Raw genomic sequence first — 22,846 nt, 5'->3', positions numbered from 1 at the left:
AAGATATAGAAAATTACTAGAAGGAGAGAGGTGATATTTATCTTTCTTTGGCTATTTCTATAATTTCAGTAGTAGATATAGATGGTGTCCTAGGAAGATATATGACATCACATAATTCTTTAAATTGGTCAAATTTACCTTCCCAATCATTACCCATGACTAAAATATCTGCATTGAACGATTTAATATATTGACCTTTTAATTCTAAAGAGTTTTCTATAAATACTTCATCTACATATTTTAGAGATGATATAATATCAAGCCTATCATTTTGGTTATATATAGGATATCTATTTTTCTTTTTAAAATTTAATTCATCAGATGAAACTCCAACAATTAAATAATCACCAAGTTTACGGGCTCTTTCAAGGATCCTTATGTGTCCTATATGAAAGACATCAAATGTTCCAAATGTTATTACTCTGACGGCCATCTTTTTTTATACTCCTTCAGTATAATAGATATATTATAATCTATGCTTGAACAGTTATTAGGGATGAAATTTAATTTCTTTGCTAAATTATCTTGTTCAGTAATATTAAAGAGGTTATTAGAAACATCATTACAGAAATTTATAAAATCAATATTGTTATTTATTATTTTCTTTGGAAATATTTCCTGATATTGAAATGAAAAACCTATTTCTTGAGTATATTTTTCTAAATCATAAGGTAATAAAGCTACAGGTTTTTTTAGCAATAAATAATCACAGTAAATGCTAGAGTAATCAGTAATTAGGCCAGAGGTAAAATATAGAGCATCAGAAATATCATCACAAATTTCTGAGTTAAAATTTAATATATTAGTTCTTATATACTTATCTAAACTAGTTTCAAATCTTGGGTGTAATCTTAATAAAATAATTACGTTAAGACTTTTAAGTACTTCATTTAAATAGTCTATATTATTTTCAAAGTAAGGAAACAATTTTACATTTTCATAATGGCGCCAAGTAGGGGCGTATAGTATATATTTTTTATCTACATCAAAGGGAAAATTGAGGTTTTTTTTGTTTAATAAGTCTTCAACTCTAGGTTGAGGAGCTACAATAATTTTTTTCTCATTAACACCAAATGCATTGGACATATATTTTGTAAAAAAAGCAGAAGAGCTTAAGAATAATGAAATGTTACTTCTGTTTATTAAATAAAAAAATTTTTTTAAAAAACCTAAATTATTTTCACATAATCCTATGTTTTTTATTGGTGTGCCATGTCCTAAATGATATACAAATCTTTTTCTATTTAAAAATATACCAGAGCAAGGCGTTTCTAATGTACTTAAAATCCAAACAGATGCAGTGTATATTTTTATAATATTACATTTTTTTTTGTTGCAGATAAAATAATTACCATATATAGATGTTAAGTATTCCCTTTTATTTTTATCATTAATAACAAAGTATACTTTAAAACCAAGATCCTCTAATTTTTCTTTAGAGTGTAAGAATAAACTTTTAGCATTCCAAGTGAATTCTTGATTACAAGCAGAGTTAAATATAATGGTTTTTTTTCTCTTTGTGTATATATATGAATAATATAAAGAAAATAAAATTCCTTTTATAAAATGCATCATCCTATGAAAAAGGTATTTATTTCTGAAATTTTTAGTTGTACTCATCAAATAAATCCTTCCATTTTAAAAAAATATTTTCTAATTTAAAATCTTTAGCTCGCTCTTCAGCTAAATCTAGGGTTGATTTTAGATTGTTTGAATCTTCAAGTATAGATAATATTTCATTGGAAATTAACCTATCATAATCTTCTATATTTTTTGTTTTTAAAGAAGCAATATTGCTTTTATTGGGTATTAATTTCCCATAAGTGATATTGTCTTTAATTAAAAGTTCTCTTGGTCCAGAGAAACAATCGCTAGAAATAATCGGTGCTCTGCAAGCCATCGCTTCGATTAATACCATTGGTAATCCCTCATATAATGAAGGAAAAACAAAGACTGAAGAATGATTTAGGTAGATAAATGGATTTTCTTTAAATCCTTCAAAAAATACTTTTTTGCTTATATTTAAATCCTCACATAATTTTTTTAATGCTATTTTTTCTGGACCCTCACCTATTATTACTAAGTATATATTTGGTTGTTTTCTTAATGTTAAATAGAATGATTTTATTAAATGCCATTGTCCTTTTTGTGAGTCTAACCTACCAATATTTAATATGAACTTTTTATTTTTAAGATGTTCAGGCAAGTTTTCTTTTAATGACTCTTTAATTAAATTAAGCTCAATAGGGTTTGGAATATTAACAATTTTATTATAACTTGAATATTTATTTTTAAGTGCTAGAGCTAAATCGTTAGATACAGTAACCACTATATCTGATTTTTTTAAAATGATATTTTTTAATAAAAATTTTGTAACTTTAGAATATCTTTTTTCGAAATTATTATGAATTGTTGATATAGTAACTTCTTCACTTTTTGTTAAAGCATTTATAATATCGCAATGAGGAATGTGACTAATAAAAAAATCATATTTATTATTGGTCTTTATTCTTTTTATCTTTATATATAAAGATAAAAAATTAATTATCTTCATTATGCCATGTTTCTTTTTTATTTTTAAATCTATCAAGTTTCCTATATATGGAAATTTGATAGATTTATTTTCTTCAATAATTATATCTACGTTATAACCTGCATTAGAAAACATAATAGAGTGTAGAGCAGCAACCCGACTCACGCCATTATCTTTTAAATTTGGTACTAGAATAGCAATTTTTTTCATTTTCTAACCTAATTTATAAATATATTTTGATAAGGTAGGAGACCATTTGAATTTGATAATGATGCAAGAAAACTAATTAAATAAAGGAATGTTATAGCGGAAAATACTATAAACCTATTCTTATTAAAACACATAATAAATAGAGGAATAAAAAAAGTATCAAAAACAGTAAAATAATATGATGGTCTTACAAATATAATGTTATCTAAAGCAAATATTCTAAATGAAATCCCTATCGAGAACATTAAAAATAAAAAGTTATATTCTTTGGTTTCCATTTGTTTATTCTTGATGATAAATTTCACAGAGTAAACAAATAGAAATAAAATAACATATACATAAACACCTAAACCAGATCCCCCGTAATCAACAGGGTTTTCTAAATATCGAACGTATTTTTCACCTAAAATGCTTATAAAAATGCTTATTGCTAATTTGAAAAGTCCTGACTTTACTAATAATAAAGATATAGATACGAGACTTAAACAAAAAAAATTCTTAACATTCAAATTATATATGAAATAAAAAGGAATAAATAATAAAACTGACTTGTGGAATAAACTACCAAGTAAAATTAAAATGAGGAAGTAAAAAAAACGCCTTTCTTTTATGAAGATAAATGATAATAATGTGCAGGAAAATGCTATTCCTTGTCTAACCCCATTAAATGGTAAAAAATATAAGTTACTTATAAAAAAATATAATAATATTAGGAATCTTTCTTGTGGTGTTTTGTCTTTAACTCTATTTTTAATTGCTAAAAACAAAATGAAATTTGTTATAAGTGATGTTATGAATATAAGACTAAAAAAGCCTTCTTTTTTTTGTGGTAATACATTAGATAGGAAATAAAAACCATATTCTAACCCACTATTGTAATTATTATTTTTATGAATATTGAAAAATATATCTTCATAATTAAAATAATCAGTACCTATACCATATCTAAACCCAGAGAATGTTAATAATAAAATATAAGATATAAAGCTTAAAGGATAATAAATATTATTATTAGATTTAAAAGGCGTGGATAATAATAGTAAATTTATTATTATAAATGAAATATAGATTGCCATATTATTTTCTTAGCAAGTAAAGTTTATATATTATTAAGTATAAGAAAAAATTAATCTCAGAAATTATTTTATTTTTTCCAAAAATATCTTTAATTATGTCATTTATAATTAAAAATTCCTTTCTTTTTGAATGGATATTTATTAAAGAAAAGGAGCGAATAAAACTATTAATAATTATTTTTTTATCTTTCTTTATTGTATATTCTAAATCAGCAGATGAAAAAAAACTATTTCTTGTGGAAACACTTTCTAATGCCTTAATACTATCAAATCTTTTATTAGAAAAGGTGTACATTGCTGAATTATTTCTTTGAATATAAAAAAGATAAACATCATTTATTTTAGTGAAATTACAAATATTATTGATGCACTCGTAAATAAATTTCAAATCTTCACCATATTTATAATTCATATTAAACATTACTTTTTTAGCAATTTTTTTTGAAATTATGAAACTACCTATAAATAAATAATATTTTCTATACAATAATGATTGTGCCAAATCTCTAATATTTTTTTCTTTATTTGTTTTGTAAATAATATTTTTTTTATTAGAAAATATTTTTTTTGTATCCCAATATATCAAATCAAAATTATTTATTTCTTCAAGGTAATTAGCTAATTGTTCATAGTTTATATAATCATCACTATCTAAAAATAAAAGTTTATCTTTTTTTGCATGTAAAATACCTTTATTTCTAGCTGAAGAAACTCCTTGATTCTTTTGTTCTAGATAGATTAAATGTGGATTGCTTATTTTTTTTATGTGTTCCATAAGGTGATCTGTACTTCCATCATCAATAATGATAATTTCACCATCTATTTTTTCTACAAATAATAGTAATGAATTTATATTTTTTTCTAATGATTGCCAATCGTTATAGCATGGAATGATAACAGATATCATAAAAAGAATGTCCTATTTACTATGAAGAGTTTTGAGTAAAATTGATGAGGCTATAGCTTTTTCTTTTAATAAAATATTATTAATAACATTATAATCAATATTACGATTTAAAAAATCACTAGTTAAGTCTTTTGAAGAAAATATAATTCTATCTTCTAAGTTGAATTTTTTTAGAATAGAGCTAAAACGAGCTAAACCTCGTTCAATATTTCCTATAGCTATAAAGGGTTTATTAAAAATAATTGAGAAAACAACACCATGAAATGAATCTGTTACAACATATTCTGCTTCCATAAATCCGCGTAGCCATTGTGTAACTGGAGGAAAAACTTTATCAATATATGTTGGCATTACAGTATATGGAGTTAAATTATATTTATTTGCAACAATATCGATTATTTTTTGTTTATCTGATGATTTATCTAGAATATATGTCATCATATTACCTGGATTTTTAAATGTATTATCTTCTTCAATTAGTTTAATATAATCTTTTTTATCTAATAACATTGTTGGGTCTAAAACATGTTGAGCATTCACTTTAAAATGTTTCTTGCATAACTCAACAGCGCTATCTTCTCTAACTGATATCAGATGAAACTTTTTTGCTAGCTCAGAACAAGTATTTAATTCTTTTTGAGTAAACTCGTTGCAGTGATCTAAACCAAAAGAAGCTGCATAAGCAATACGAATCGTTTTAGTATCATCTTTTAAAAAATCTAAAAAATAAGTTTTTATATTGGGAGAATATGTAGGACGCCAAACTTGATCACTACCAACAATATAAGCATTGAAGTTATATTGTTTAAGTATATCTATTTTTTTTATAGACTCTATTTTTACTGTTGTTTTGATATTGTTTTTTATAAATTTATATGTATTCTTACGAATTGATTTTTTTTCTTTTCTAGACTGAGGAAAGATAGTTACAAAATTTTTTCTAAATATATATTTTTTTATAACATTTAGTACGATGCCTTTTATTCCCCAAAGCTTTGGTTTTTTAGGTTGAATATTAACAGTTAAAGCTTCAAAATTATTTTTTCTTAAATATTCTTGCAAAGCATAAGCTTGTAACAAACCACCATAATTTGTAACAAGAGGTTGGGTTAAAATTCCTATTTTCATATAGATTATCCTTTGACCTTAAGTATTATTTTTCGTTTAATATGATTTAGTTTAGTTAAAATTTTCAAGAATATTAAATCTATTTTCATATTTTTATCGAATGTTATATGGTTTTTTTCTTTTAACCATAACTCTAGGCTTTTTCTTCTAGTTCTCATCCGTATTTTTTGTATTAATTTTTCAAGAATATCTATTTTTATATTTGATACTCGTTTAGGAGGAATTAATATTCCTAATTTCTGTAATTCTTTTATTCGAAATTGTAAAGCATTATGCCGGTGAGTAAAACTACCTTGTTGTGATTGTAAAAATTCTTCTGTTAATAATTTAGTAATATATATATCATTATTTTTTATTCCTTTAATAATGATATCTTCTGCTAACTGAGATCTTGTTATTAATACATTATTACCTTTTCCATCATCTGAATATGGTTTTATCCAGGCATCTCCAACTGAAATATCAGCTAATTCAGTTGTTACATCATCACATAGATCACAAGCATTTGATTTAAATAATCCGGTCCCCCACATATCACCTACTGTAGACATTTTTATTATCTTTTGCTTGTTTGTTTTGTCAAAGCATCCAAAAGAGTAATCACTTGCTTTACTATTAATATCTTTAATTCTAAATTCGGGTTTTGAGTACTCATAAGGGTTAGTCCCTGTTTTACTTACCAAATATTCGGAGAAAAAACTACTCTTTATGCCTCCACATATAATTCCAACAATAAATTTAATTCTATCTTTTAATATAGGATCATTTAATTGGGCTAATCGAATTGCTTTAACAAAACAAGCTACACCAACAACAGCGATATTGCCATCTAACTCATTTATTTTACTTAAAACAAAAGATAGCGTAACTGGGTAATATTTGGTTTTTGCTGATTTTATTAGTTCTTCTTTAGAACTACTGATCCTATATTCATAATGTCTACTAGAATTATTGGAAGATCTCACTGAGATAACATAATCAATAGTGTTATTCTCTAAAAGCTTTTCTAATACATAAGTGGCTATGCCACCTGACGATGAACTTTCTCTATGTTTATAAGAGTAACCGGCATATGTGGAAATATAATAACCAATTTTTGGATGATGTTTTTTTTCTTTATTGAAAAAAAATTTTGATATTTCATTTTCTGTTTTTATTTCTTCTTTTGGATATGGATTAAATGGACAGACATCTAAACAGCCACCATCACAATTACAATCTTTTATTTTTTTTGCTTCATAAAAACCATATTTTGTTTCTGACATAACTAAAGAATGATTTTTACATTTTAATGTACATAAACCACAGCCTATACATAAGTTATTATTAACAACTAGTTTGATAATATCGTTACATTGATTTTTTTTCATTATTTATATTCTTTAATCTTTTTAAATTTAAATACTAAAAAATTTCTAATTTTTAATTTTTCATTATAAGACAATCCGAAAAATAGGACATTTATTGTTATTACAAGCCAACTTATAATACAAGTTATAAGAAAATTAATTAAGTTATCTTCAAAATTTTTGATGATAAGCCACACGGAATAATATGATATACTAGATATAACAAGAATACGCCAAAATACAGTTGTATAGAATTTTCTAGAAATACCAGGGAATAATTCATTTAATAATAGTAAACGTATGAATAAAGATATTAATGATAAACTAATACAGACTAGAAATGTTACTGTTGATTCTAAGCCTAAGTAGAGAAAAAAATATGAAATTGGAATATTTAATAATAATATTGAGCCGATAGTTATTTGATATTTTTTTATTTTCCCCGATGCTTGAAAGGCAGACATTAATGTCCCTGATAGGCTATTAATAAGAGAGTCAATTAAAATTAATTGACAAAATATGGATGTATATGGTGGGTAATTATTTAACCAAAGACTCAGTACTGTATCTGTTTTTAATAAAATAGGAAGCGATAAAAAGAAAATTAAAAAGAAAGAAAACCTAGAACCTAATAAAACTAGGTTTTCTAGATAATATATATCATTATTTGCATAAGATTTTACTATTTGTGGGCTTAATGCTGATTGTAAATTAGTAACAAATCCATTTACGGCACTATTTACTTGAAATGATATTGCTCTTGCTGCATTGATAATCGGACCAAAGAAAATATTTAATAATATATTAATTCCCTGGTTCATTCCAACAGATGCCATATTACCAAATAGATTCCAACCAGTATAACTAAATAATGAATAAAAAAGTTCATTATTCCAGTAAATTTTATAACTAGTTGTTGTGAATTTTAATTTATTATAAATATATAATGTACAGAAAACTAAAATACTAATTATGGCGATTAGTATAGAGTAGATTGTTAATTTATCACCAGAAATATAATCTAAAATTAACACTGCTCCTAGTTTTAATAGGATATCAATTATACTAATATAAGCAAAAACATTCATTTTTTCATGAGCAATAAGGTTGGCTTTGTATGGAGTGCTAAGTATTACAAAACAAAAAGATAATAATGAATACTGAAAAACAAAATTAGCGGCAAGTATTCTATTAGGAGTAATTAATAAATAATTATTTATAAACCACACACCTATGCTTTCTGAGATAATAATTATAAAAATAATAATTATTATCTGTATATTAATACTCATTCTGAATGTTTGTAGTAATCTTTCTTTATTTTTTTTGCCTATTTCAAAAGATAAAAATCTTTGTGTCGCTGAGGTCATAGCTCCACTAATAAAAGTTAACATCGTAACGACACCACCTACGACGTTATATATACCAAAATCTTCGATACCTAATATTTTTAATATAACTCTAGATGTATATAATGATACACCTAGAATCAATACCATTCGAAAATATAAAAACAATGTGTTTTTTATTATTGTTTTATTTCTTTTATTATATGTCATCTTAAATTAAAAATATTATTTTCTTTCGGTTATATTTGATTAGCCATAGCTACCGCACTGGGTTTACGGCCCCCAGAGCGCCAAAATTCATTTTTATAAACCCTTATCTATCTGTAATATAAGGGTTTGATTATATAAGCATACTTTATCAATATGCTAAAAACCGCACTGAGAGTAGACTCTTCAAACCAGACGGTCAAGTAATAGCTGGGTATTTTACCATTGATTGAGGATATATAAATACTGGAATAGCGGTCGATTCAGCCAGATCATTCTGAATTGCATCAACAAACGTTAACAAAAAGAATATGCCACCAATTCTTCAATGGGTGGCAGGATATCTTGATACAATAATTTAATTACTGAGTTATGTGTCTGAATTAGTATGAATTTTGACCTCAATGACTTTGATAATTTTCTATTAATATGAATAAAATAGCTCTATACAGTTACTATTCATAGGATCTGAAAGCTTTAAAGTAGATAACGTTATTCTTTATTTCCTAAGCTAAACTTCCATTTTTCACCAAACTTATAATCCCATTCATATGGGATGAATTTATCTATTCCATTGCAAGGCGTAAATGTCATTTCACCAAAATAAACTTGATTATTAGCAAGATAGAAGTCGACTCGACAATAATCGAATTCAACTGATAATTTCTTTGCAAGATCTAGGAGTTCATGAAGTTGAGCTGGGGCTGGGATGTCTGCTGGCGCATTCTTGTAGTCCATTAAGAAAGGCAATAGTTCCCATTGTGTATTGTAAATATTAATAAAGCGCTCATTGCTATATCGAGAAAATTGGATTTCTAAAAATTCTGGCTTACCATGAAAACAATGAATTTTATAGTCTTCAGGCTGAATTTTTTGATGAGTAGAGTTGAATATATCTAGATACTCCTCACATAAAATCATAGGCTTAATATTTTTATAGTGCCATTCTCTGGTTCTATAATACATGCTTTTTTTTAGACTTGAGCGGAGTTTTTTGTTAGCAAATTTTTTATTAAAATTTCCTTTATCGGTACAAATGATGGTACTACCCGCATCATGATTACATTTTAAGACAAATTTATTTGGTAAAGATTCATAAGGTATTTCAATTGGTGTTTTGTAATAACCTAATATATTAACTAAATATTTTTCACCTATTTTTTCTTTAACATAATCTCTTACTAGAAGCTTATCTGCTAATTTAGTATAAGTAGGGTTACGGTCGTATAAAATTCTTGCATTTATCTTCTCATTAAATGTTTGAGGATCTTTTAAGTTTAAGGTCTTACCTAATTTTTTTTTAAAAAGGTACTTTCTATATAATTCATCCGGAACTAAATAAAAAGAAAGAAATGAAAATATTTTTTTTATTTTGAAATGAGCCATGATTTATTCCCTGGAGCTATAAACTACTTTATTAATTGTTTTATATGAATTTTATTTAAAACATAACTATTTTTTAGCAATGGTTCTAGTTAGTTAAATCTAGAGTAGTTATAGTTATGTTATCGATTTGTATTTTTTGTAGATAATTTATTACTATTGAATTTTGGAATTAGCAAGTTACAAATATTTCTAATTAGCACTAAATGCTAATGCATATTTTATATGATTATGAACAGAGTTTTTTAAGCTTTACTTAATTTTTTTAGTAAAAAGCATAAAAAAATGCCACCTATTCTTCAATAGGTGGCAGTATATTTTGATACAACAGTTTAATTACTCTATTAAGCTGTTGGTGATTTATTACCGGCACCCGCTCTTGGCAACCAAATCTCAACCCTCAATCCACCTAATGGGCTGTCATCGGCTTTAACATGGCCTCGATGTTGGCTTACGGCTGTTTCTACAATAGCTAACCCTAAGCCTGTACCACCTGATTCACGATCTCTTGCTTCATCAGTGCGATAGAAAGGTCGGAAGATATGCTCTCTATCTTCTGGGCTAACACCCGGGCCATCATCATCAACAATAATCGTGATACCTTGGTTTTGTTCAGTAAAGGCAACTTCAATGCGAGAATTTGAATAACGTAAGGCATTTCGAACAATATTTTCAAATGCACTAGCAAGTGAATATGGATTGCAGTAGATAGGCCATGCTCCCGGAGGTGTTGTCACTTGTAGCGTCTTATTATTCTGTTCAGCCTCAAATTTCGCATTATCTAAAATGTCATCCCATAGCTCGTTGGCTTTTACTGTTTCGCGTAATAACTCATTTTTATGCTGATTGCGTGAAAGAACCAGTAAATCATTAATCATGCCATCAAGACGTTGAGTTTCAGTTTCAATACGCTCTAGCTCTTTACTTTCTCCACTACGACGACGTAACAGTGCGCTTGCTAATTGTAAGCGTGTTAATGGTGTTCGTAACTCGTGAGAAATATCAGAAATTAAGCGTTGTTGTGCTTCAACCATGCGTTCGAGTGCGCTTATCATCTGATTAAAGCTAGTACCTGCGGCTAAAAACTCTTGCGGGCCAGTCTCTAGTTCAGGATGAGGGCGTAGGTTGCCTTTAGCGACATCATCAGCCGCATTCTTAAGCTGTCTAGCGGGTTTCGCTAAGCTCCAAGAAAGCCATACTAATAATGGTGTGCTGATAAGCATGGTGAATATCAGTAGCAATAACGGCTTATCAAATAATAAGTTGATAAAGTCAGATTGAGGGCTACTTGAAGGGCGTACAAGATAAAGTTGGTAATGATCCTCACCATCTCTAACAGAAAATGGCCCTAACATCTCAGAGCGACCATATTTTTTCTTTTTAGGGTGATCTGCGTTATCAGACTGACCAATAAAGTTTCTGACAACCTGCATCTCATTACGTTGAGCACCAATGATACGGCCTTCACTCGTAACAATAATTAAGCGCTGACCAGGGGGAGCCCATTTATCAATGGCACGAATTAATCGACGCCACCAAAGGAGATCATTAGCGGGATCTTGCGCTAATTCAGCTTCGATATGTTGTTCTAGCATAACGCCTTGACGGTATTCACTCTCTAAAAGAGGGGTAAGCTGGCGCGAGTCCAGCTTTGGAACCATCATAACTAGCACGAGAACTAATGCTAGCGTCAGCCAGAATATTGCGAAAATGCGCGCTGACAGACTATTTATCATAAAGAATATTTATCAAGTTATTGAAACCATCAGATAACCGCGGCCACGTAAAGTTTTAAACCAAGGTTGTCCATCTGTTCTTTCTGGTAATTTACGGCGTAAATTAGAAATATGCATATCAATCGCTCTATCAAACGGTGTTAAGCGTTTGCCGAGTACTTCTTGGCTTAGATGTTCGCGTGATACGACTTGTCCTAAATGCTGAGCAAGTAAATAAAGTAAAGTAAACTCCGTTCCTGTTAACTCTAGCGGTTCATTATCAAAACTTGCTTCTTGTCGGCCAGGATTAAGTTGTAATTTATCGACCTGTAATGTTGGAGATGTATTGCTGTCAGTCTGTTTTTGTTCGCTCCAGTTTGAACGACGCAAAATAGCTCTGATACGAGCAACCAGCTCTCTATCATTAAAAGGTTTTGGTAAATAGTCATCAGCACCTAGCTCTAAGCCAAGTACTCGGTCAAGATCACTGCCTCTTGCCGTTAACATAATGACAGGGGTCTGGAAATTTTGGCGTAACTCTTTGAGTGTCTCAATCCCGTTTTTACGTGGCATCATAATATCCAATAATAACAGGTCGATAGAAGCATCCAAAAGTTTAAGTGCTTGTTCGCCATCAGAGGCGATTACAACATTAAAGCCTTCCATTTCAAGCAGTTCTTTCAATAGCGATGTTAATTCGCGATCGTCATCCACTAATAAGATTTTATGCATTCGTCAATTCCTCCAAGAGAAAAATACGATAATAAATAGCGCGAATCTATGACTTTACGTTCTTTTACACGCTCTGACGCTAGTTTGCAGCCGCAACGGTATAGTAATCCACATAGCAAAGAATTACACATATGAATTATATATATGAATTATGCACATTGAGTTTGTATTAATTTAGTCGGTATGAAATTACCGAATTAGGAGTGAAGCAATGCGTAAAGTAGCAGTAGTTGCACTAGCATCAATGTTTTTAGCAGCTCCGTCGGTCGTGTTAGCAGAAACCGCCAACACTAATCCGCCTACTGAGCAACAATATAACGGCAATTATCACTGTGATTATGGCTATGGTATGCATGGTGGCCGTGATTATCGAGGTCATCGCGGACAACGTGGTCATATGATGAACAACGGTGGACATATGATGGATCGTGGTTATGCCGAATCACGTATGTTTAACGGTATCACATTAACTGAGCAACAGCGTACTCAAATGCGCGATTTAATGCGCCAGCATCATCAAGACAGATATAACGGAAATTACCGTCAACGTCATGAGAATATGCACAAATTAGTGACAGCACCTCAATTTGATGAAGCTGCAGTAAGAGCACAAATGCAAGATATGGACAAACAAGCGATTGAACGCCATGTAGAAATGGCAAAAGTCCATAATCAGATGTATCAGTTGTTAACCCCAGAACAGAAAGCGCAGTTGGAAAAGAATTACCAACAGCAAATGTCAGACTTTGACGCACGTAATTAATTTAGTAAGTAGTTGAGTAAGAGTGTAGTAAAGATGTACCTAGTTAGAGAGTAAGTAGCAACAACGAAGTTTTTTCCTTGCCATAGACACCATCCCTGTCTTTTGCAGCCCCTCTGGAGAGGGGCTTTTTTTTGTTCATAAGCTTCTTGAATATGTTAGGATAGAATCGATATTTTTTACTATCCTGTATAAGTTTGGAATTATATGAAAGTATTACATTTGATTAATCTACAAGGTTTCGGTGGTGTTGAAAAAAGATTTATTAAATACCTAAATAAAAGCAAGCATAACAATATAGTTATGTGTGTTAGTAATAATATCGATGAAAAAATAGAGGAACAATTTTTAAAAAAAGAAATTTTATTTGTAAATAGAATTTTTAATTCTTTAAAAATTAAATGGCCATCATTTTATAGAAAAAAAGTCCTTATAAAAAAAATAAAAAAACAGAATGCTGATGCCATTATTGTTTGGGATTTTATTCCCAAATTAATTACCAAGCCTCAATGTGGAAAGCTATTTTATTATGATTGTGGATGTGGATGGAGATACCCGAAAAATGAAAGAACAATATCTTTCTTTAATAAGGTAGATGGATTCATATCAAACAGTAATGCATCTAAAAGAGTTATGCAGTTAAGGTATGGTATTGATAAAAATATAAAAGTTATATTAAATAAATTAGATCTCCCTGTTATAAATGAGCCTAAGAGTTTAGAAGATAAAAAAAATATTGTATTAGGTACAGCATCTAGATTAGTCGGTTTAAAAGGTATAGGTATATCATTGCTGGTATTAAAGCAACTTTTAAATAAGGGAATAAATACGAAGCTTATTATAGCTGGCTCTGGTGAGGATGAATCAAAATTAAAAGAATTAACTAATAAGCTAGAATTAAATGAGTATGTCGAATTTTTAGGATACCAAAGTGAGTTATCTGATTTTTATCATAATATAAATATTTATTTAAGTACTCCTATAACAGAAGCATTCGGATTATCTTGTATTGAAGCTTTAGCAAATGGTGTACCTGTTATCTTTCCTAAAATAGATGGTCAAATGGAAGCTATAAAAGATAACTATTGTGGTGTTGGTTTAAAACCGCAATTAACACTAGAACAATATTCTGTTTTGACAGGATTATCTATTGATTTTGATAATCCTGTCTATGATCCAGAAACTGATAATTTGGTTGATCCTAAACTATTATTACCAGATGACTGTGTTGATGCAGTAGAAAAGATAATAGAAAATTATAATTCATTTAGTATTAATGCATTATCATGGTCAAAATTGACAATGGATTTTGATTTATTTGTTGAACAATTTGATGATTCAATGAGTAGTTAATTTAAATTATTCATAATACATTACAAGCTTCTAATAATTTTTAGAAGCTTGCTGATAATACCTACAACAATGCCTCTGGAGATTCAGGTAAAATCTGTCCGCCATCGACGATAATTGTTTGGCCTGTAATATATTTTGCTTCATTCGACGCAAAGAATGCGGCTGCGTAGCCGATATCCTCTGGCTCACCTAACGTATGTGTTGGGATAGAAGCCTTCATCTGATTTAAATAGGCTTCACCTTGAGCCTGTAAACCCTCAGTGAGGATATTTCCTGGCATCACGGCGTTGATGGTAATGCCATGGCGTGCGTATTCAAGAGCTGCACTACGCATAAAGCCTAATTGTCCTGCTTTGCTTGCACCATAATGACTCCAGCCCGGATAGCCAGTAATAGCACCTGTAATGGAAGAGGTAATGATCACTCGACCTTGTTTTTGTTTCTCCATTACACGAAGTGCGGCTTTTACTAAAAAGAACATGCCTTTTAAGTTTACGGTATGCATTTTATCCCAATCAGCTTCTGTCATCTCTTTAATCGTTGCTTGAGGGAAAATACCAGTATTGGAACAAAGAATATCGAGCTTGCCATACTCTTTTACGACATCATCAACGACTTTTTCACAGATAGATTGCTGAGTGACATCAAGATGCATAAAACCAACACCCAATTCATCTTTTGTTTTATTACCAGCAACATCATCAATATCCGCAATAATTACTTTCGCACCACTGTTTTTTAGTGCGATAACGATACCTTTGCCAATACCCTTTGCGCCACCTGAAACTAAAGCGATTTTACCCGTTAAATCAAACATAAAACCTCCTATTAAGTGAGAGCTCTACTGTATCAGTCTAGGCTAAAAAGCGGAGAATGAACCAAAGAACTTAGCCATAAGTCACAAATGTACCTTAGATGATTTTTTTCTTTAAAAGGATGACTGATTAAAATAGGAAGGTAAACGGCAGATAAAACATCATTTAAGGGAAAAACTGAATATTTATCAAAATATGCCGATGCTATTTTTTAGCATAAATAGCGTTTTTTTGAGGTGAATGCAAAAAGGCAGTAAAGTGTCTGTATAAAAAGTGTTAACTTATTAGTGAAACACATTTGAGATAGACTAGTATAATCTTTATACAGGCTGTCTGATTAGTTTAATGCGCATCAAGTTTATGAAAAAAAATGTACGATAATGATGAACTGGTAAAAAATATGCGTACAATGGTATTGTTGAATCAATTCAGCATTTGCGATATCGGTATATAACACCAGACAAGCCGGTATTGAGATAAAAAGTTATTCCAACAATTTTGCAATAATTACATCGAATAAGAATCAGAGGTAATCATGGTCAATGGGATCAAAAGAATTGGGGTTTTAACAAGTGGTGGTGATGCACCAGGTATGAATGCCGCGATCCGTGGTGTTGTTCGTGCCGCACTAAGTGAAGGTTTAGAGGTTTATGGGATTATGGATGGCTATATGGGGCTATACGAAAATCGCATGAAAAAACTCGACCGTTTTAGCGTGTCAGACATGATCAACCGTGGTGGTACATTCCTTGGCTCTGCTCGTTTCCCTGAATTCCGCGAAGACAATGTACGTGCTGTTGCCATCGAAAACATGAAACAAAATGAGCTTGATGCCTTAGTTGTTATTGGTGGTGATGGTTCTTATCTAGGTGCAAAAAAATTAACGGAAGCAGGTTTTCCATGTATCGGCTTACCGGGCACAATCGATAATGACGTAGCGGGTACTGACTACACCATCGGTTATTTCACTGCATTAGAAACTGCCGTTGAAGCCATTGACCGCTTACGCGATACCTCAACGTCTCACAAACGTATCTCTATCGTAGAAGTGATGGGTCGTTACTGTGGTGACTTAACACTGTCTGCGGCAATCGCAGGGGGCTGTGAATTTGTTGTTCTGCCTGAATCTGAATTACCATTTAATCGTGATGAATTACTGGCAGAAATCAAAGCAGGTATCGAACGTGGCAAACGTCATGCAATCGTCGCAATTACCGAACACGTTTGTGATGTGCATGAATTAGCACGTTTTATTGAAGCTGAAACTAAACATGAAACGCGTGCAACGGTATTAGGTCATATCCAGCGTGGTGGTTCTCCAGTTGCTTACGATCGTATTCTAGCTTCTCGTATGGGGGCTTACTCTGTACAACTGCTATTAGAAGGCTATGGTGGTCGTTGTGTTGGTATCCAAAACGAAAAACTGGTTCACCATGATATCATTGACGCGGTTATGAATATGAAACGTGTCTTTAAAGCTGACTGGTATGAAACCGCGAAAAAACTGTACTAATTAATAGATTTTCCGCAATACCAGAGCCTTTCTGAGTTCTATCCTTATTCGTGAACTGCTCTGATACATTCTCCTTGTGTCAGAGTAGCTTCTCGAGTGAAAACATTTCACTTAACGATCTCCATTCTCCTTTATTTCTTCTTATCCCCCTTATATTGATAGTCAGATTCCTGTTGTGTATATCCATCGGCTTTTTGTTATTTCATCGTTATAAAACTTTCTGTCAGCCTAGTTAAATACTTAACGATAGGGGATGGATAGATATGTTTAAACAATGGGGTTTATTATCGGCAGCTTTAGTGACATTACTTTTTTCTAATATTTTATGGGCTAAAGATATTCAATTATTGAATGTCTCTTACGATCCGACAAGAGAACTTTATCAGCAGTATAACCAAGCATTTAGTCAGTATTGGGAGCAGAAAACCGGAGATAAAGTCACTATCCGCCAATCACATGGTGGCTCAGGAAAACAGGCGACATCAGTTATTAATGGTATTGAGGCAGATGTTGTTACGTTAGCTCTTGCCTATGATATTGATGCAATCGCGCAAAGAGGAAGTATCGATAAACAATGGATAACACGATTACCTGATAATTCAGCGCCTTATACTTCAACAATCGTTTTTCTGGTGAGAAAAGGAAACCCTAAACAAATAGTTGATTGGGATTCATTAATTAAGCCGGGCGTTTCAATTATTACACCTAATCCCAAAACTTCAGGTGGCGCAAGATGGAATTACCTTGCGGCGTGGGGCTATGGATTAAAAGCGAATCATCAAGATAGTGAAAAAGCTAAAGCCTTCGTTAAAGCACTTTATCAGCAAGTTGAAGTATTAGACTCAGGGGCAAGAGGAGCAACAAATACATTTGTTGAGCGAGGTATTGGTGATGTATTGATCGCATGGGAAAACGAGGCGTTATTAGCGATTAATGAATTAGGTGCAGATAAATTTGAGATAGTCACACCATCAATATCTATTCTTGCAGAGCCTACTGTGTCGGTAGTCGATAAAGTTGTTGATAAACGAGGAACACGAGAAATTGCCACAGCGTACTTAGACTATCTTTACTCACCAGAAGGACAAGAGATCGCGGCAAAAAATTATTATCGTCCTAGAGATAAAGTAATCGCAGTGAAATACCAAGACAGTTTTCCAAAACTAGAACTATTTACACTTAATGACGTTTTTGGTGATTGGCAATCTGCGCAGAAAATACATTTTGCGACAGGGGGCATATTTGATGAGATCAGTCGTCGTTGATAATCAAAGGTGAGAGAAACAAAAAAATCACCTTCTGTTTTATATCCAGTAAGGTGATTTTCTCTATTTTTTATCAATTAATGACATCAGCCAGAAAGATAAAAATTATTTTTTCGCTTTAGCTTGTGCTGCTGCTTTAACGATAACGGCAAATGCGTCAGCTTTCAGTGAAGCGCCGCCCACTAATGCGCCATCGATGTCTGGTTGACCAAACAGTTCTGCTGCGTTTTTATCGTTAACAGAGCCACCGTATTGAATGATAACTTGTTCAGCGATAGCGGCATCTTTCTTCGCGATATGATCACGAATAAATTTATGAACAGCTTGAGCTTGTGCTGGAGTTGCTGATTTACCTGTACCGATAGCCCAGATTGGTTCATAAGCGATAACGGCATCTTTAAATGCTGCTGCACCATGTGCATTTAACACAGCATCGATTTGGCGAGCACATACTTCTTGGGTTTTGCCAGCTTCGTTTTCTGCTTCAGTTTCACCAATACATAATACTGGTGTTAAGCCTAACTCTTTTAACACGCCGAATTTTTGAGCGATAAACTCGTCAGATTCTTTATGATAAGTACGACGCTCAGAGTGACCAATGATAACGTATTTAACATCAACGTTTTTCAGCATCTCTGCTGAAGTTTCACCAGTGAAAGCACCTGATAAGTTAACACCTGTATCTTGAGCACCTAATGCAATACGGCTTCCACCAATTTCATGGCGTGCTTGGCATAGGTAAACTGCTGGTGGTGCGATAGCAACATCACAACCTGCAACACCGCTAACTTCTTTACGTAATGCAGCAATTAATTCATGAACCATATGAATGCTGCCGTTGAGTTTCCAGTTACCCATGACTAATGGATGGCGCATAACTTTTCCTCCAACCGAGTGGTTTAAATTTAGTTTGCTAATAAACACGAATTCTGTTGATGCACAACAGTATAGAGAACAATGAATAGAATAGCTTTGTTTTTTATCACGGAATAGCTGAAACGATCTTGCTGTTTAAAGAAAGCTTAATCGGTTCAATGGCGAAGGTTGTTAATTGGTCGTTTTCATGAACAATAATATAGCGAATTGCACCCACATCATGGCTAATGTAATCAGAAGTTTGATTTTTAAATGCAAATAAACTGAGAGCCTCTTGAATTTGCTCTTGGGTTATTGATGAGTCAAATTGAGCGACCAAAGTAATAATGTATTGCGTTGTGATCTCACGGTTTATCTTTTCTAGTTCAGGTGAATCAGGGGAATGGATCAGCGTTAGTTGTAAACTTTTTATTTTTTCGCTGCCACGCTCTAGTATTGCAGATGAATAGAGATAAGGCGTGATACGTGTTGCTGCTCTGACAAGAGGGATCGCAATATCGTGATTAGTGATAATTTTATATTCATTAAGCGATAACAACGGATTTTGTTGATTAAATTTGGCTCTTAACTCTGGAATAGTTATCTCAAAAACAGGTGCATCTTGTTTAAGATAGGCAATGCCATCCTTTGCAGGCTGTTTTTGTGCGACAGACATCTCTGTTGCAAAAACAGCAGTTGGCAAACAAAGAGCAATGCTTATGATTATCAGGTATAACGTAGAAAGTGTGTTTGCTTTTATCATCTGTCCTCCACTTGTCTGTGCTGTTATTGGCTAGTCTGTATTATTTGATACTAAATGGACAGTGTAATTCACAAATTAAGTAAATTATTGAGAATTTATGACCTTACAACATTGGGCATTTTCATTCAAAGGGCGAATTGGACGCCGTGACTTTTGGGCTGGTTTTGGTGCTTGCTTTGCGCTATTTTTAGGCCTTTTTATTATTAATGATATGATTTACCCATTACCAGCCATTGCAATATGGGGAGTATTCCTTTTTATTCTTTACCCGCTATGTGCGATTTTTACAAAAAGACTTCATGACAGAAATAAAAGAGGAATATGGCTTTTATTACTCCTACTTGCCGTAATGTTAGGATTAGCTGATACCAGTAGTTTAGAGCCATTTTGGCAATGGGCGATAGGACGCTTTCTTCCTTCTTTTATTGGGATGATCATGTTGCTTGATTGCGGTGTATTTGTGGGTAATGACGGCGAAAACTACTTTGGTAAACAGACGGAAAAAGTGAGCTATCGTCGTTGGCATTAATTCATTTATTAAAATTAAATAAGGGTGAAATAAATAGACTCACCCTTATTTTTTGTATTATTACCAATATTGCTCACTGGTGATATGTCCGGGTTTGCGTCGTAAGTGCTTACGCATTTCCCGTTGTTCTTTTAATAATTGTTGAGTGTCTCTGACCATTTGAGGATTACCACACAACATAATATGGCTCTCTTCTGGGCTGATAGTTAAACCAACCATTTTTTCTAAAGCGCCACTTTCAATGAGTGCAGGGATACGTCCTGTTAATGAGCCAATATGATTTTCACGGCTGACAACGGTTTGAATGCGTAATTTACCTTGATAACGCTCAACGAGTTTTTCCATCAAAGGTAAATAGCTTAAGTCATTAGCATATCGAACAGCATGAACAAGAACGATATTTTCAAATCGCTCAAGATCGTGTCCTAACTGCAAAATAGATAGAAAAGGCCCAATGGCTGTTCCTGTCGAAAGCATCCAGAGCGTATTTACTGTGGGAACTTCTTCTAATACAAAAAAGCCGCTGGCTTGTTCAGTCACTAATACTTCATCACCGACTTCTAGTGCGCTTAATTTAGAACTTAATTTTCCATCAGGTACCGTCACCAGATAGAATTCTAAATTGGGATCATCTGGTGCGTTTACATAAGAGTAGGCTCGTTGTACTCGCTCGCCATCGATATCTAGCGCTAATTTTGCAAATTGCCCAGCTGTAAACTTATCAATAGGAGCATTGACGACGAGACTCATTAACGCATCAGTCCAGTGATGAACTTGAGTAACTTTTCCATTCACCCAATTAGCCATAGAGATTATCTCCTTTTGATAAACATGCTTATGTTGCTTATTTATTCTAAATAGGAAGCGGCTTTTTATTTATCAAGATGGTGTGGTGATGTGATTAATCTAAGATTTTGTCAATAAATGACACAATATGTACATTTATATTGACAACTATGGTGTAATTCTCTGACATTAATCTTTATACAAAAATTGCTGGCTATCTCGCAAATTTCTCCAAATTTGTTAACTTAGTCTCATTCTGAAAAGGCATGCATTTTGCGGAGTTTATTTTTATAAATTCTCTGTAGTGTGCGCCTGTCCGTTAATTTATTTATCTGAAATTCTTGAGCAAAGAAAAGAAATGAGAAAGTTAGAACATGCAAATTTATTATTATTGATAATTGCACTGGTTGCTGTGGGTCAAATGACCCAAACTATTTATGTTCCTGTTATTGCTGATATGGCAGTTTACTTTGGTGAACCCACTGGGGCGGTACAGCAAGTAATGGGTGCCTATCTTTTTTCTTATGGTTTTTCACAGCTCATTTATGGGCCTATCTCCGACAAAGTAGGGCGCCGTCCTGTTATTTTAGTCGGAATGACGATCTTTTGTTTATCAACGCTGGTGGCAATTTTCTCGCAAAATTTAACCACACTGGTTATTGCAAGTACTTTACAAGGGATGGGAACAGGTGTTGCTGGTGTAATGACGCGTACTCAGCCTCGTGATTTATATACAGGAACTGCATTGCGTTACGCCAATAGCTTATTAAATATGGGCGTCTTAGTTAGCCCACTATTAGCGCCGATGATTGGTGGTGTTGTAGCTCACTTCTTTGGCTGGCATGCGTGTTATATCTTCCTGTTATTATTGGGAAGTAGTGTTCTTTTCTGTATGTATCGTTGGATGCCAGAAACGCGCCCAGTACAAGTTGAAAAACGTAAAATGCTGTCATCATTTTACTTGCTGCTTTCAAATAGTACCTTTAGTGCATTTTTGATTATGTTGATTTGTGCATTATCCGGCATTGCTGTTTTTGAGGCATCAAGTGGTGTGTTAATGGGAGGAGTATTAGGATTAAATAGTATTACTATCAGTATATTATTTATTTTACCGATCCCAGCGGCATTCTTTGGGGCTTGGTATGCTGGTCGTGAAGGTAAAACCTTTGTGCAACTGATGTGGCACTCTGTTTTTTGTTGTTTATTTGCGGGTATTTTAATGTGGATCCCAGGTTGGCTAAATATTATTAATATCTGGACATTACTGGTACCAGCGGCGCTGTTTTTCTTTGGTGCAGGTATGTTATTCCCATTAGCAACAACAGGTGCGATGGAGCCATTCCCTTATTTAGCCGGCTCTGCGGGTGCGCTGGTGGGTGGTTTACAAAATGTGGGTTCCGGTGTAGCAACATGGTTTTCAGCTTTATTGCCACAGCATAACCAATTTAGCTTAGGTATGATTATGTTTGGTATGTCGGTGGCTATTATGCTTTGTTGGTTTCCTTTGGCTCATCGTTTTAGTCATGAAGAACATACTATTTAATTGACTGATACAGTAAGTTAAATAAAAAATGCCGAGATAAAAAATCTCGGCATTTTGGTTTTGTAGCCTAGGCTA

General features: G+C 32.3%; 21 protein-coding genes. 6 read left to right on the top strand and 15 right to left on the bottom strand.

Annotation, left to right across the window (positions count from 1 at the left end):
• Positions 1-37 precede the first annotated feature (37 nt).
• The 11 genes from GTK47_RS01885 to cpxR form a co-directional block, all read right to left on the bottom strand.
• On the bottom strand, positions 38-433 hold the full coding sequence (locus GTK47_RS01885) for an adenylyltransferase/cytidyltransferase family protein (RefSeq protein ID WP_165121949.1): 396 nt from the start codon (positions 431-433) through the stop codon (positions 38-40).
• Positions 418-1,620: a CDP-glycerol glycerophosphotransferase family protein gene (locus GTK47_RS01880; RefSeq protein WP_165121948.1), complete on the bottom strand. Its 1,203-nt coding sequence runs from the start codon at positions 1,618-1,620 to the stop codon at positions 418-420. Before GTK47_RS01880 ends, GTK47_RS01885 begins: the two co-directional genes overlap by 16 nt.
• Positions 1,607-2,743: a glycosyltransferase gene (locus tag GTK47_RS01875; RefSeq protein WP_165121947.1), complete on the bottom strand. Its 1,137-nt coding sequence runs from the start codon at positions 2,741-2,743 to the stop codon at positions 1,607-1,609. The genes GTK47_RS01880 and GTK47_RS01875 overlap by 14 nt, the downstream gene beginning before the upstream one ends.
• A gap of 8 nt (positions 2,744-2,751) precedes the next feature.
• Complete coding sequence (locus GTK47_RS01870) at positions 2,752-3,819, bottom strand: EpsG family protein (protein WP_165121946.1); 1,068 nt, start codon at positions 3,817-3,819, stop codon at positions 2,752-2,754.
• Between the two features lies 1 nt (position 3,820).
• Positions 3,821-4,726, bottom strand: coding sequence for a glycosyltransferase (locus tag GTK47_RS01865; RefSeq protein ID WP_165121945.1), 906 nt, complete (start codon positions 4,724-4,726; stop codon positions 3,821-3,823).
• Between the two features lie 12 nt (positions 4,727-4,738).
• On the bottom strand, positions 4,739-5,854 hold the full coding sequence (locus tag GTK47_RS01860; RefSeq protein WP_165121944.1) for a polysaccharide pyruvyl transferase family protein: 1,116 nt from the start codon (positions 5,852-5,854) through the stop codon (positions 4,739-4,741).
• Between the two features lie 5 nt (positions 5,855-5,859).
• Complete coding sequence (locus GTK47_RS01855) at positions 5,860-7,224, bottom strand: Coenzyme F420 hydrogenase/dehydrogenase, beta subunit C-terminal domain (RefSeq protein ID WP_165121943.1); 1,365 nt, start codon at positions 7,222-7,224, stop codon at positions 5,860-5,862.
• Entirely contained in the window at positions 7,224-8,597 is a 1,374-nt protein-coding gene (locus GTK47_RS01850; protein WP_241256057.1) for a lipopolysaccharide biosynthesis protein, read from the bottom strand. The genes GTK47_RS01855 and GTK47_RS01850 overlap by 1 nt, the downstream gene beginning before the upstream one ends.
• A gap of 654 nt (positions 8,598-9,251) precedes the next feature.
• Complete coding sequence (locus GTK47_RS01845; RefSeq protein ID WP_165121941.1) at positions 9,252-10,145, bottom strand: ATP-grasp fold amidoligase family protein; 894 nt, start codon at positions 10,143-10,145, stop codon at positions 9,252-9,254.
• Between the two features lie 341 nt (positions 10,146-10,486).
• The gene (gene cpxA / locus GTK47_RS01840) at positions 10,487-11,878 is read right to left on the bottom strand and encodes an envelope stress sensor histidine kinase CpxA (protein ID WP_165121940.1); all 1,392 of its coding nucleotides are present in this window, start codon (positions 11,876-11,878) and stop codon (positions 10,487-10,489) included.
• A 12-nt stretch (positions 11,879-11,890) separates the two neighbouring features.
• Complete coding sequence (cpxR, locus tag GTK47_RS01835; RefSeq protein ID WP_023583423.1) at positions 11,891-12,589, bottom strand: envelope stress response regulator transcription factor CpxR; 699 nt, start codon at positions 12,587-12,589, stop codon at positions 11,891-11,893.
• Between the two features lie 211 nt (positions 12,590-12,800).
• Here cpxR and cpxP point away from each other — a divergent pair, with 211 nt between their 5' ends.
• Both cpxP and GTK47_RS01825 read left to right on the top strand, forming a co-directional pair.
• Positions 12,801-13,352 carry a cell-envelope stress modulator CpxP gene (gene cpxP, locus GTK47_RS01830; RefSeq protein ID WP_165121939.1) on the top strand — a complete coding sequence of 184 codons (552 nt, stop codon included), beginning with the start codon at positions 12,801-12,803 and terminating at the stop codon, positions 13,350-13,352.
• 204 nt (positions 13,353-13,556) lie between these two features.
• On the top strand, positions 13,557-14,702 hold the full coding sequence (locus tag GTK47_RS01825) for a glycosyltransferase (RefSeq protein WP_165121938.1): 1,146 nt from the start codon (positions 13,557-13,559) through the stop codon (positions 14,700-14,702).
• Positions 14,703-14,763: 61 nt separating this feature from the next.
• Here the strand turns inward: GTK47_RS01825 and fabG are convergent, their stop codons facing one another.
• Positions 14,764-15,519, bottom strand: coding sequence for a 3-oxoacyl-ACP reductase FabG (fabG, locus tag GTK47_RS01820; RefSeq protein ID WP_165121937.1), 756 nt, complete (start codon positions 15,517-15,519; stop codon positions 14,764-14,766).
• A gap of 533 nt (positions 15,520-16,052) precedes the next feature.
• On the opposite strand from fabG, the gene pfkA reads away from it, so the two are divergent.
• A complete protein-coding gene (gene pfkA, locus GTK47_RS01815; RefSeq protein ID WP_075673000.1) occupies positions 16,053-17,030 on the top strand; it encodes a 6-phosphofructokinase in 978 nt (325 codons plus the stop codon).
• Positions 17,031-17,293: 263 nt separating this feature from the next.
• Positions 17,294-18,295, top strand: coding sequence for a sulfate ABC transporter substrate-binding protein (locus GTK47_RS01810; protein ID WP_165121936.1), 1,002 nt, complete (start codon positions 17,294-17,296; stop codon positions 18,293-18,295).
• A 105-nt stretch (positions 18,296-18,400) separates the two neighbouring features.
• Here the strand turns inward: GTK47_RS01810 and tpiA are convergent, their stop codons facing one another.
• Both tpiA and GTK47_RS01800 read right to left on the bottom strand, forming a co-directional pair.
• The gene (gene tpiA, locus GTK47_RS01805; protein ID WP_069366847.1) at positions 18,401-19,171 is read right to left on the bottom strand and encodes a triose-phosphate isomerase; all 771 of its coding nucleotides are present in this window, start codon (positions 19,169-19,171) and stop codon (positions 18,401-18,403) included.
• 106 nt (positions 19,172-19,277) lie between these two features.
• Entirely contained in the window at positions 19,278-19,913 is a 636-nt protein-coding gene (locus GTK47_RS01800) for a DUF1454 family protein (protein WP_165121935.1), read from the bottom strand.
• Between the two features lie 97 nt (positions 19,914-20,010).
• Here GTK47_RS01800 and GTK47_RS01795 point away from each other — a divergent pair, with 97 nt between their 5' ends.
• The gene (locus GTK47_RS01795; protein ID WP_165121934.1) at positions 20,011-20,442 is read left to right on the top strand and encodes a DUF805 domain-containing protein; all 432 of its coding nucleotides are present in this window, start codon (positions 20,011-20,013) and stop codon (positions 20,440-20,442) included.
• Between the two features lie 60 nt (positions 20,443-20,502).
• On the opposite strand, the gene fpr is transcribed toward GTK47_RS01795, so the two are convergent.
• On the bottom strand, positions 20,503-21,249 hold the full coding sequence (fpr, locus tag GTK47_RS01790) for a ferredoxin--NADP(+) reductase (protein ID WP_165121933.1): 747 nt from the start codon (positions 21,247-21,249) through the stop codon (positions 20,503-20,505).
• 337 nt (positions 21,250-21,586) lie between these two features.
• Between fpr and emrD the strand changes: the two genes are divergently transcribed.
• On the top strand, positions 21,587-22,771 hold the full coding sequence (gene emrD / locus GTK47_RS01785) for a multidrug efflux MFS transporter EmrD (protein WP_165121932.1): 1,185 nt from the start codon (positions 21,587-21,589) through the stop codon (positions 22,769-22,771).
• Positions 22,772-22,846 lie beyond the last annotated feature (75 nt).

The sequence above is a fragment of the Proteus sp. ZN5 genome, from assembly GCF_011046025.1.
GTDB lineage: Bacteria > Pseudomonadota > Gammaproteobacteria > Enterobacterales > Enterobacteriaceae > Proteus.
This window is presented reverse-complemented; position numbering and strand designations above follow the sequence as displayed.

What these genes read in the sequence shown, in the direction of transcription:
- GTK47_RS01885 (WP_165121949.1), bottom strand. Translation starts at nt 433, where the DNA reads ATGGCCGTCAGAGTAATAACATTTGGAACATTTGATGTCTTTCATATA.
- GTK47_RS01880 (WP_165121948.1), bottom strand. Translation starts at nt 1,620, where the DNA reads ATGAGTACAACTAAAAATTTCAGAAATAAATACCTTTTTCATAGGATG.
- GTK47_RS01875 (WP_165121947.1), bottom strand. Translation starts at nt 2,743, where the DNA reads ATGAAAAAAATTGCTATTCTAGTACCAAATTTAAAAGATAATGGCGTG.
- GTK47_RS01870 (WP_165121946.1), bottom strand. Translation starts at nt 3,819, where the DNA reads ATGGCAATCTATATTTCATTTATAATAATAAATTTACTATTATTATCC.
- GTK47_RS01865 (WP_165121945.1), bottom strand. Translation starts at nt 4,726, where the DNA reads ATGATATCTGTTATCATTCCATGCTATAACGATTGGCAATCATTAGAA.
- GTK47_RS01860 (WP_165121944.1), bottom strand. Translation starts at nt 5,854, where the DNA reads ATGAAAATAGGAATTTTAACCCAACCTCTTGTTACAAATTATGGTGGT.
- GTK47_RS01855 (WP_165121943.1), bottom strand. Translation starts at nt 7,224, where the DNA reads ATGAAAAAAAATCAATGTAACGATATTATCAAACTAGTTGTTAATAAT.
- GTK47_RS01850 (WP_241256057.1), bottom strand. Translation starts at nt 8,597, where the DNA reads ATGTTAACTTTTATTAGTGGAGCTATGACCTCAGCGACACAAAGATTT.
- GTK47_RS01845 (WP_165121941.1), bottom strand. Translation starts at nt 10,145, where the DNA reads ATGGCTCATTTCAAAATAAAAAAAATATTTTCATTTCTTTCTTTTTAT.
- cpxA (WP_165121940.1), bottom strand. Translation starts at nt 11,878, where the DNA reads ATGATAAATAGTCTGTCAGCGCGCATTTTCGCAATATTCTGGCTGACG.
- cpxR (WP_023583423.1), bottom strand. Translation starts at nt 12,589, where the DNA reads ATGCATAAAATCTTATTAGTGGATGACGATCGCGAATTAACATCGCTA.
- cpxP (WP_165121939.1), top strand. Translation starts at nt 12,801, where the DNA reads ATGCGTAAAGTAGCAGTAGTTGCACTAGCATCAATGTTTTTAGCAGCT.
- GTK47_RS01825 (WP_165121938.1), top strand. Translation starts at nt 13,557, where the DNA reads ATGAAAGTATTACATTTGATTAATCTACAAGGTTTCGGTGGTGTTGAA.
- fabG (WP_165121937.1), bottom strand. Translation starts at nt 15,519, where the DNA reads ATGTTTGATTTAACGGGTAAAATCGCTTTAGTTTCAGGTGGCGCAAAG.
- pfkA (WP_075673000.1), top strand. Translation starts at nt 16,053, where the DNA reads ATGGTCAATGGGATCAAAAGAATTGGGGTTTTAACAAGTGGTGGTGAT.
- GTK47_RS01810 (WP_165121936.1), top strand. Translation starts at nt 17,294, where the DNA reads ATGTTTAAACAATGGGGTTTATTATCGGCAGCTTTAGTGACATTACTT.
- tpiA (WP_069366847.1), bottom strand. Translation starts at nt 19,171, where the DNA reads ATGCGCCATCCATTAGTCATGGGTAACTGGAAACTCAACGGCAGCATT.
- GTK47_RS01800 (WP_165121935.1), bottom strand. Translation starts at nt 19,913, where the DNA reads ATGATAAAAGCAAACACACTTTCTACGTTATACCTGATAATCATAAGC.
- GTK47_RS01795 (WP_165121934.1), top strand. Translation starts at nt 20,011, where the DNA reads ATGACCTTACAACATTGGGCATTTTCATTCAAAGGGCGAATTGGACGC.
- fpr (WP_165121933.1), bottom strand. Translation starts at nt 21,249, where the DNA reads ATGGCTAATTGGGTGAATGGAAAAGTTACTCAAGTTCATCACTGGACT.
- emrD (WP_165121932.1), top strand. Translation starts at nt 21,587, where the DNA reads ATGAGAAAGTTAGAACATGCAAATTTATTATTATTGATAATTGCACTG.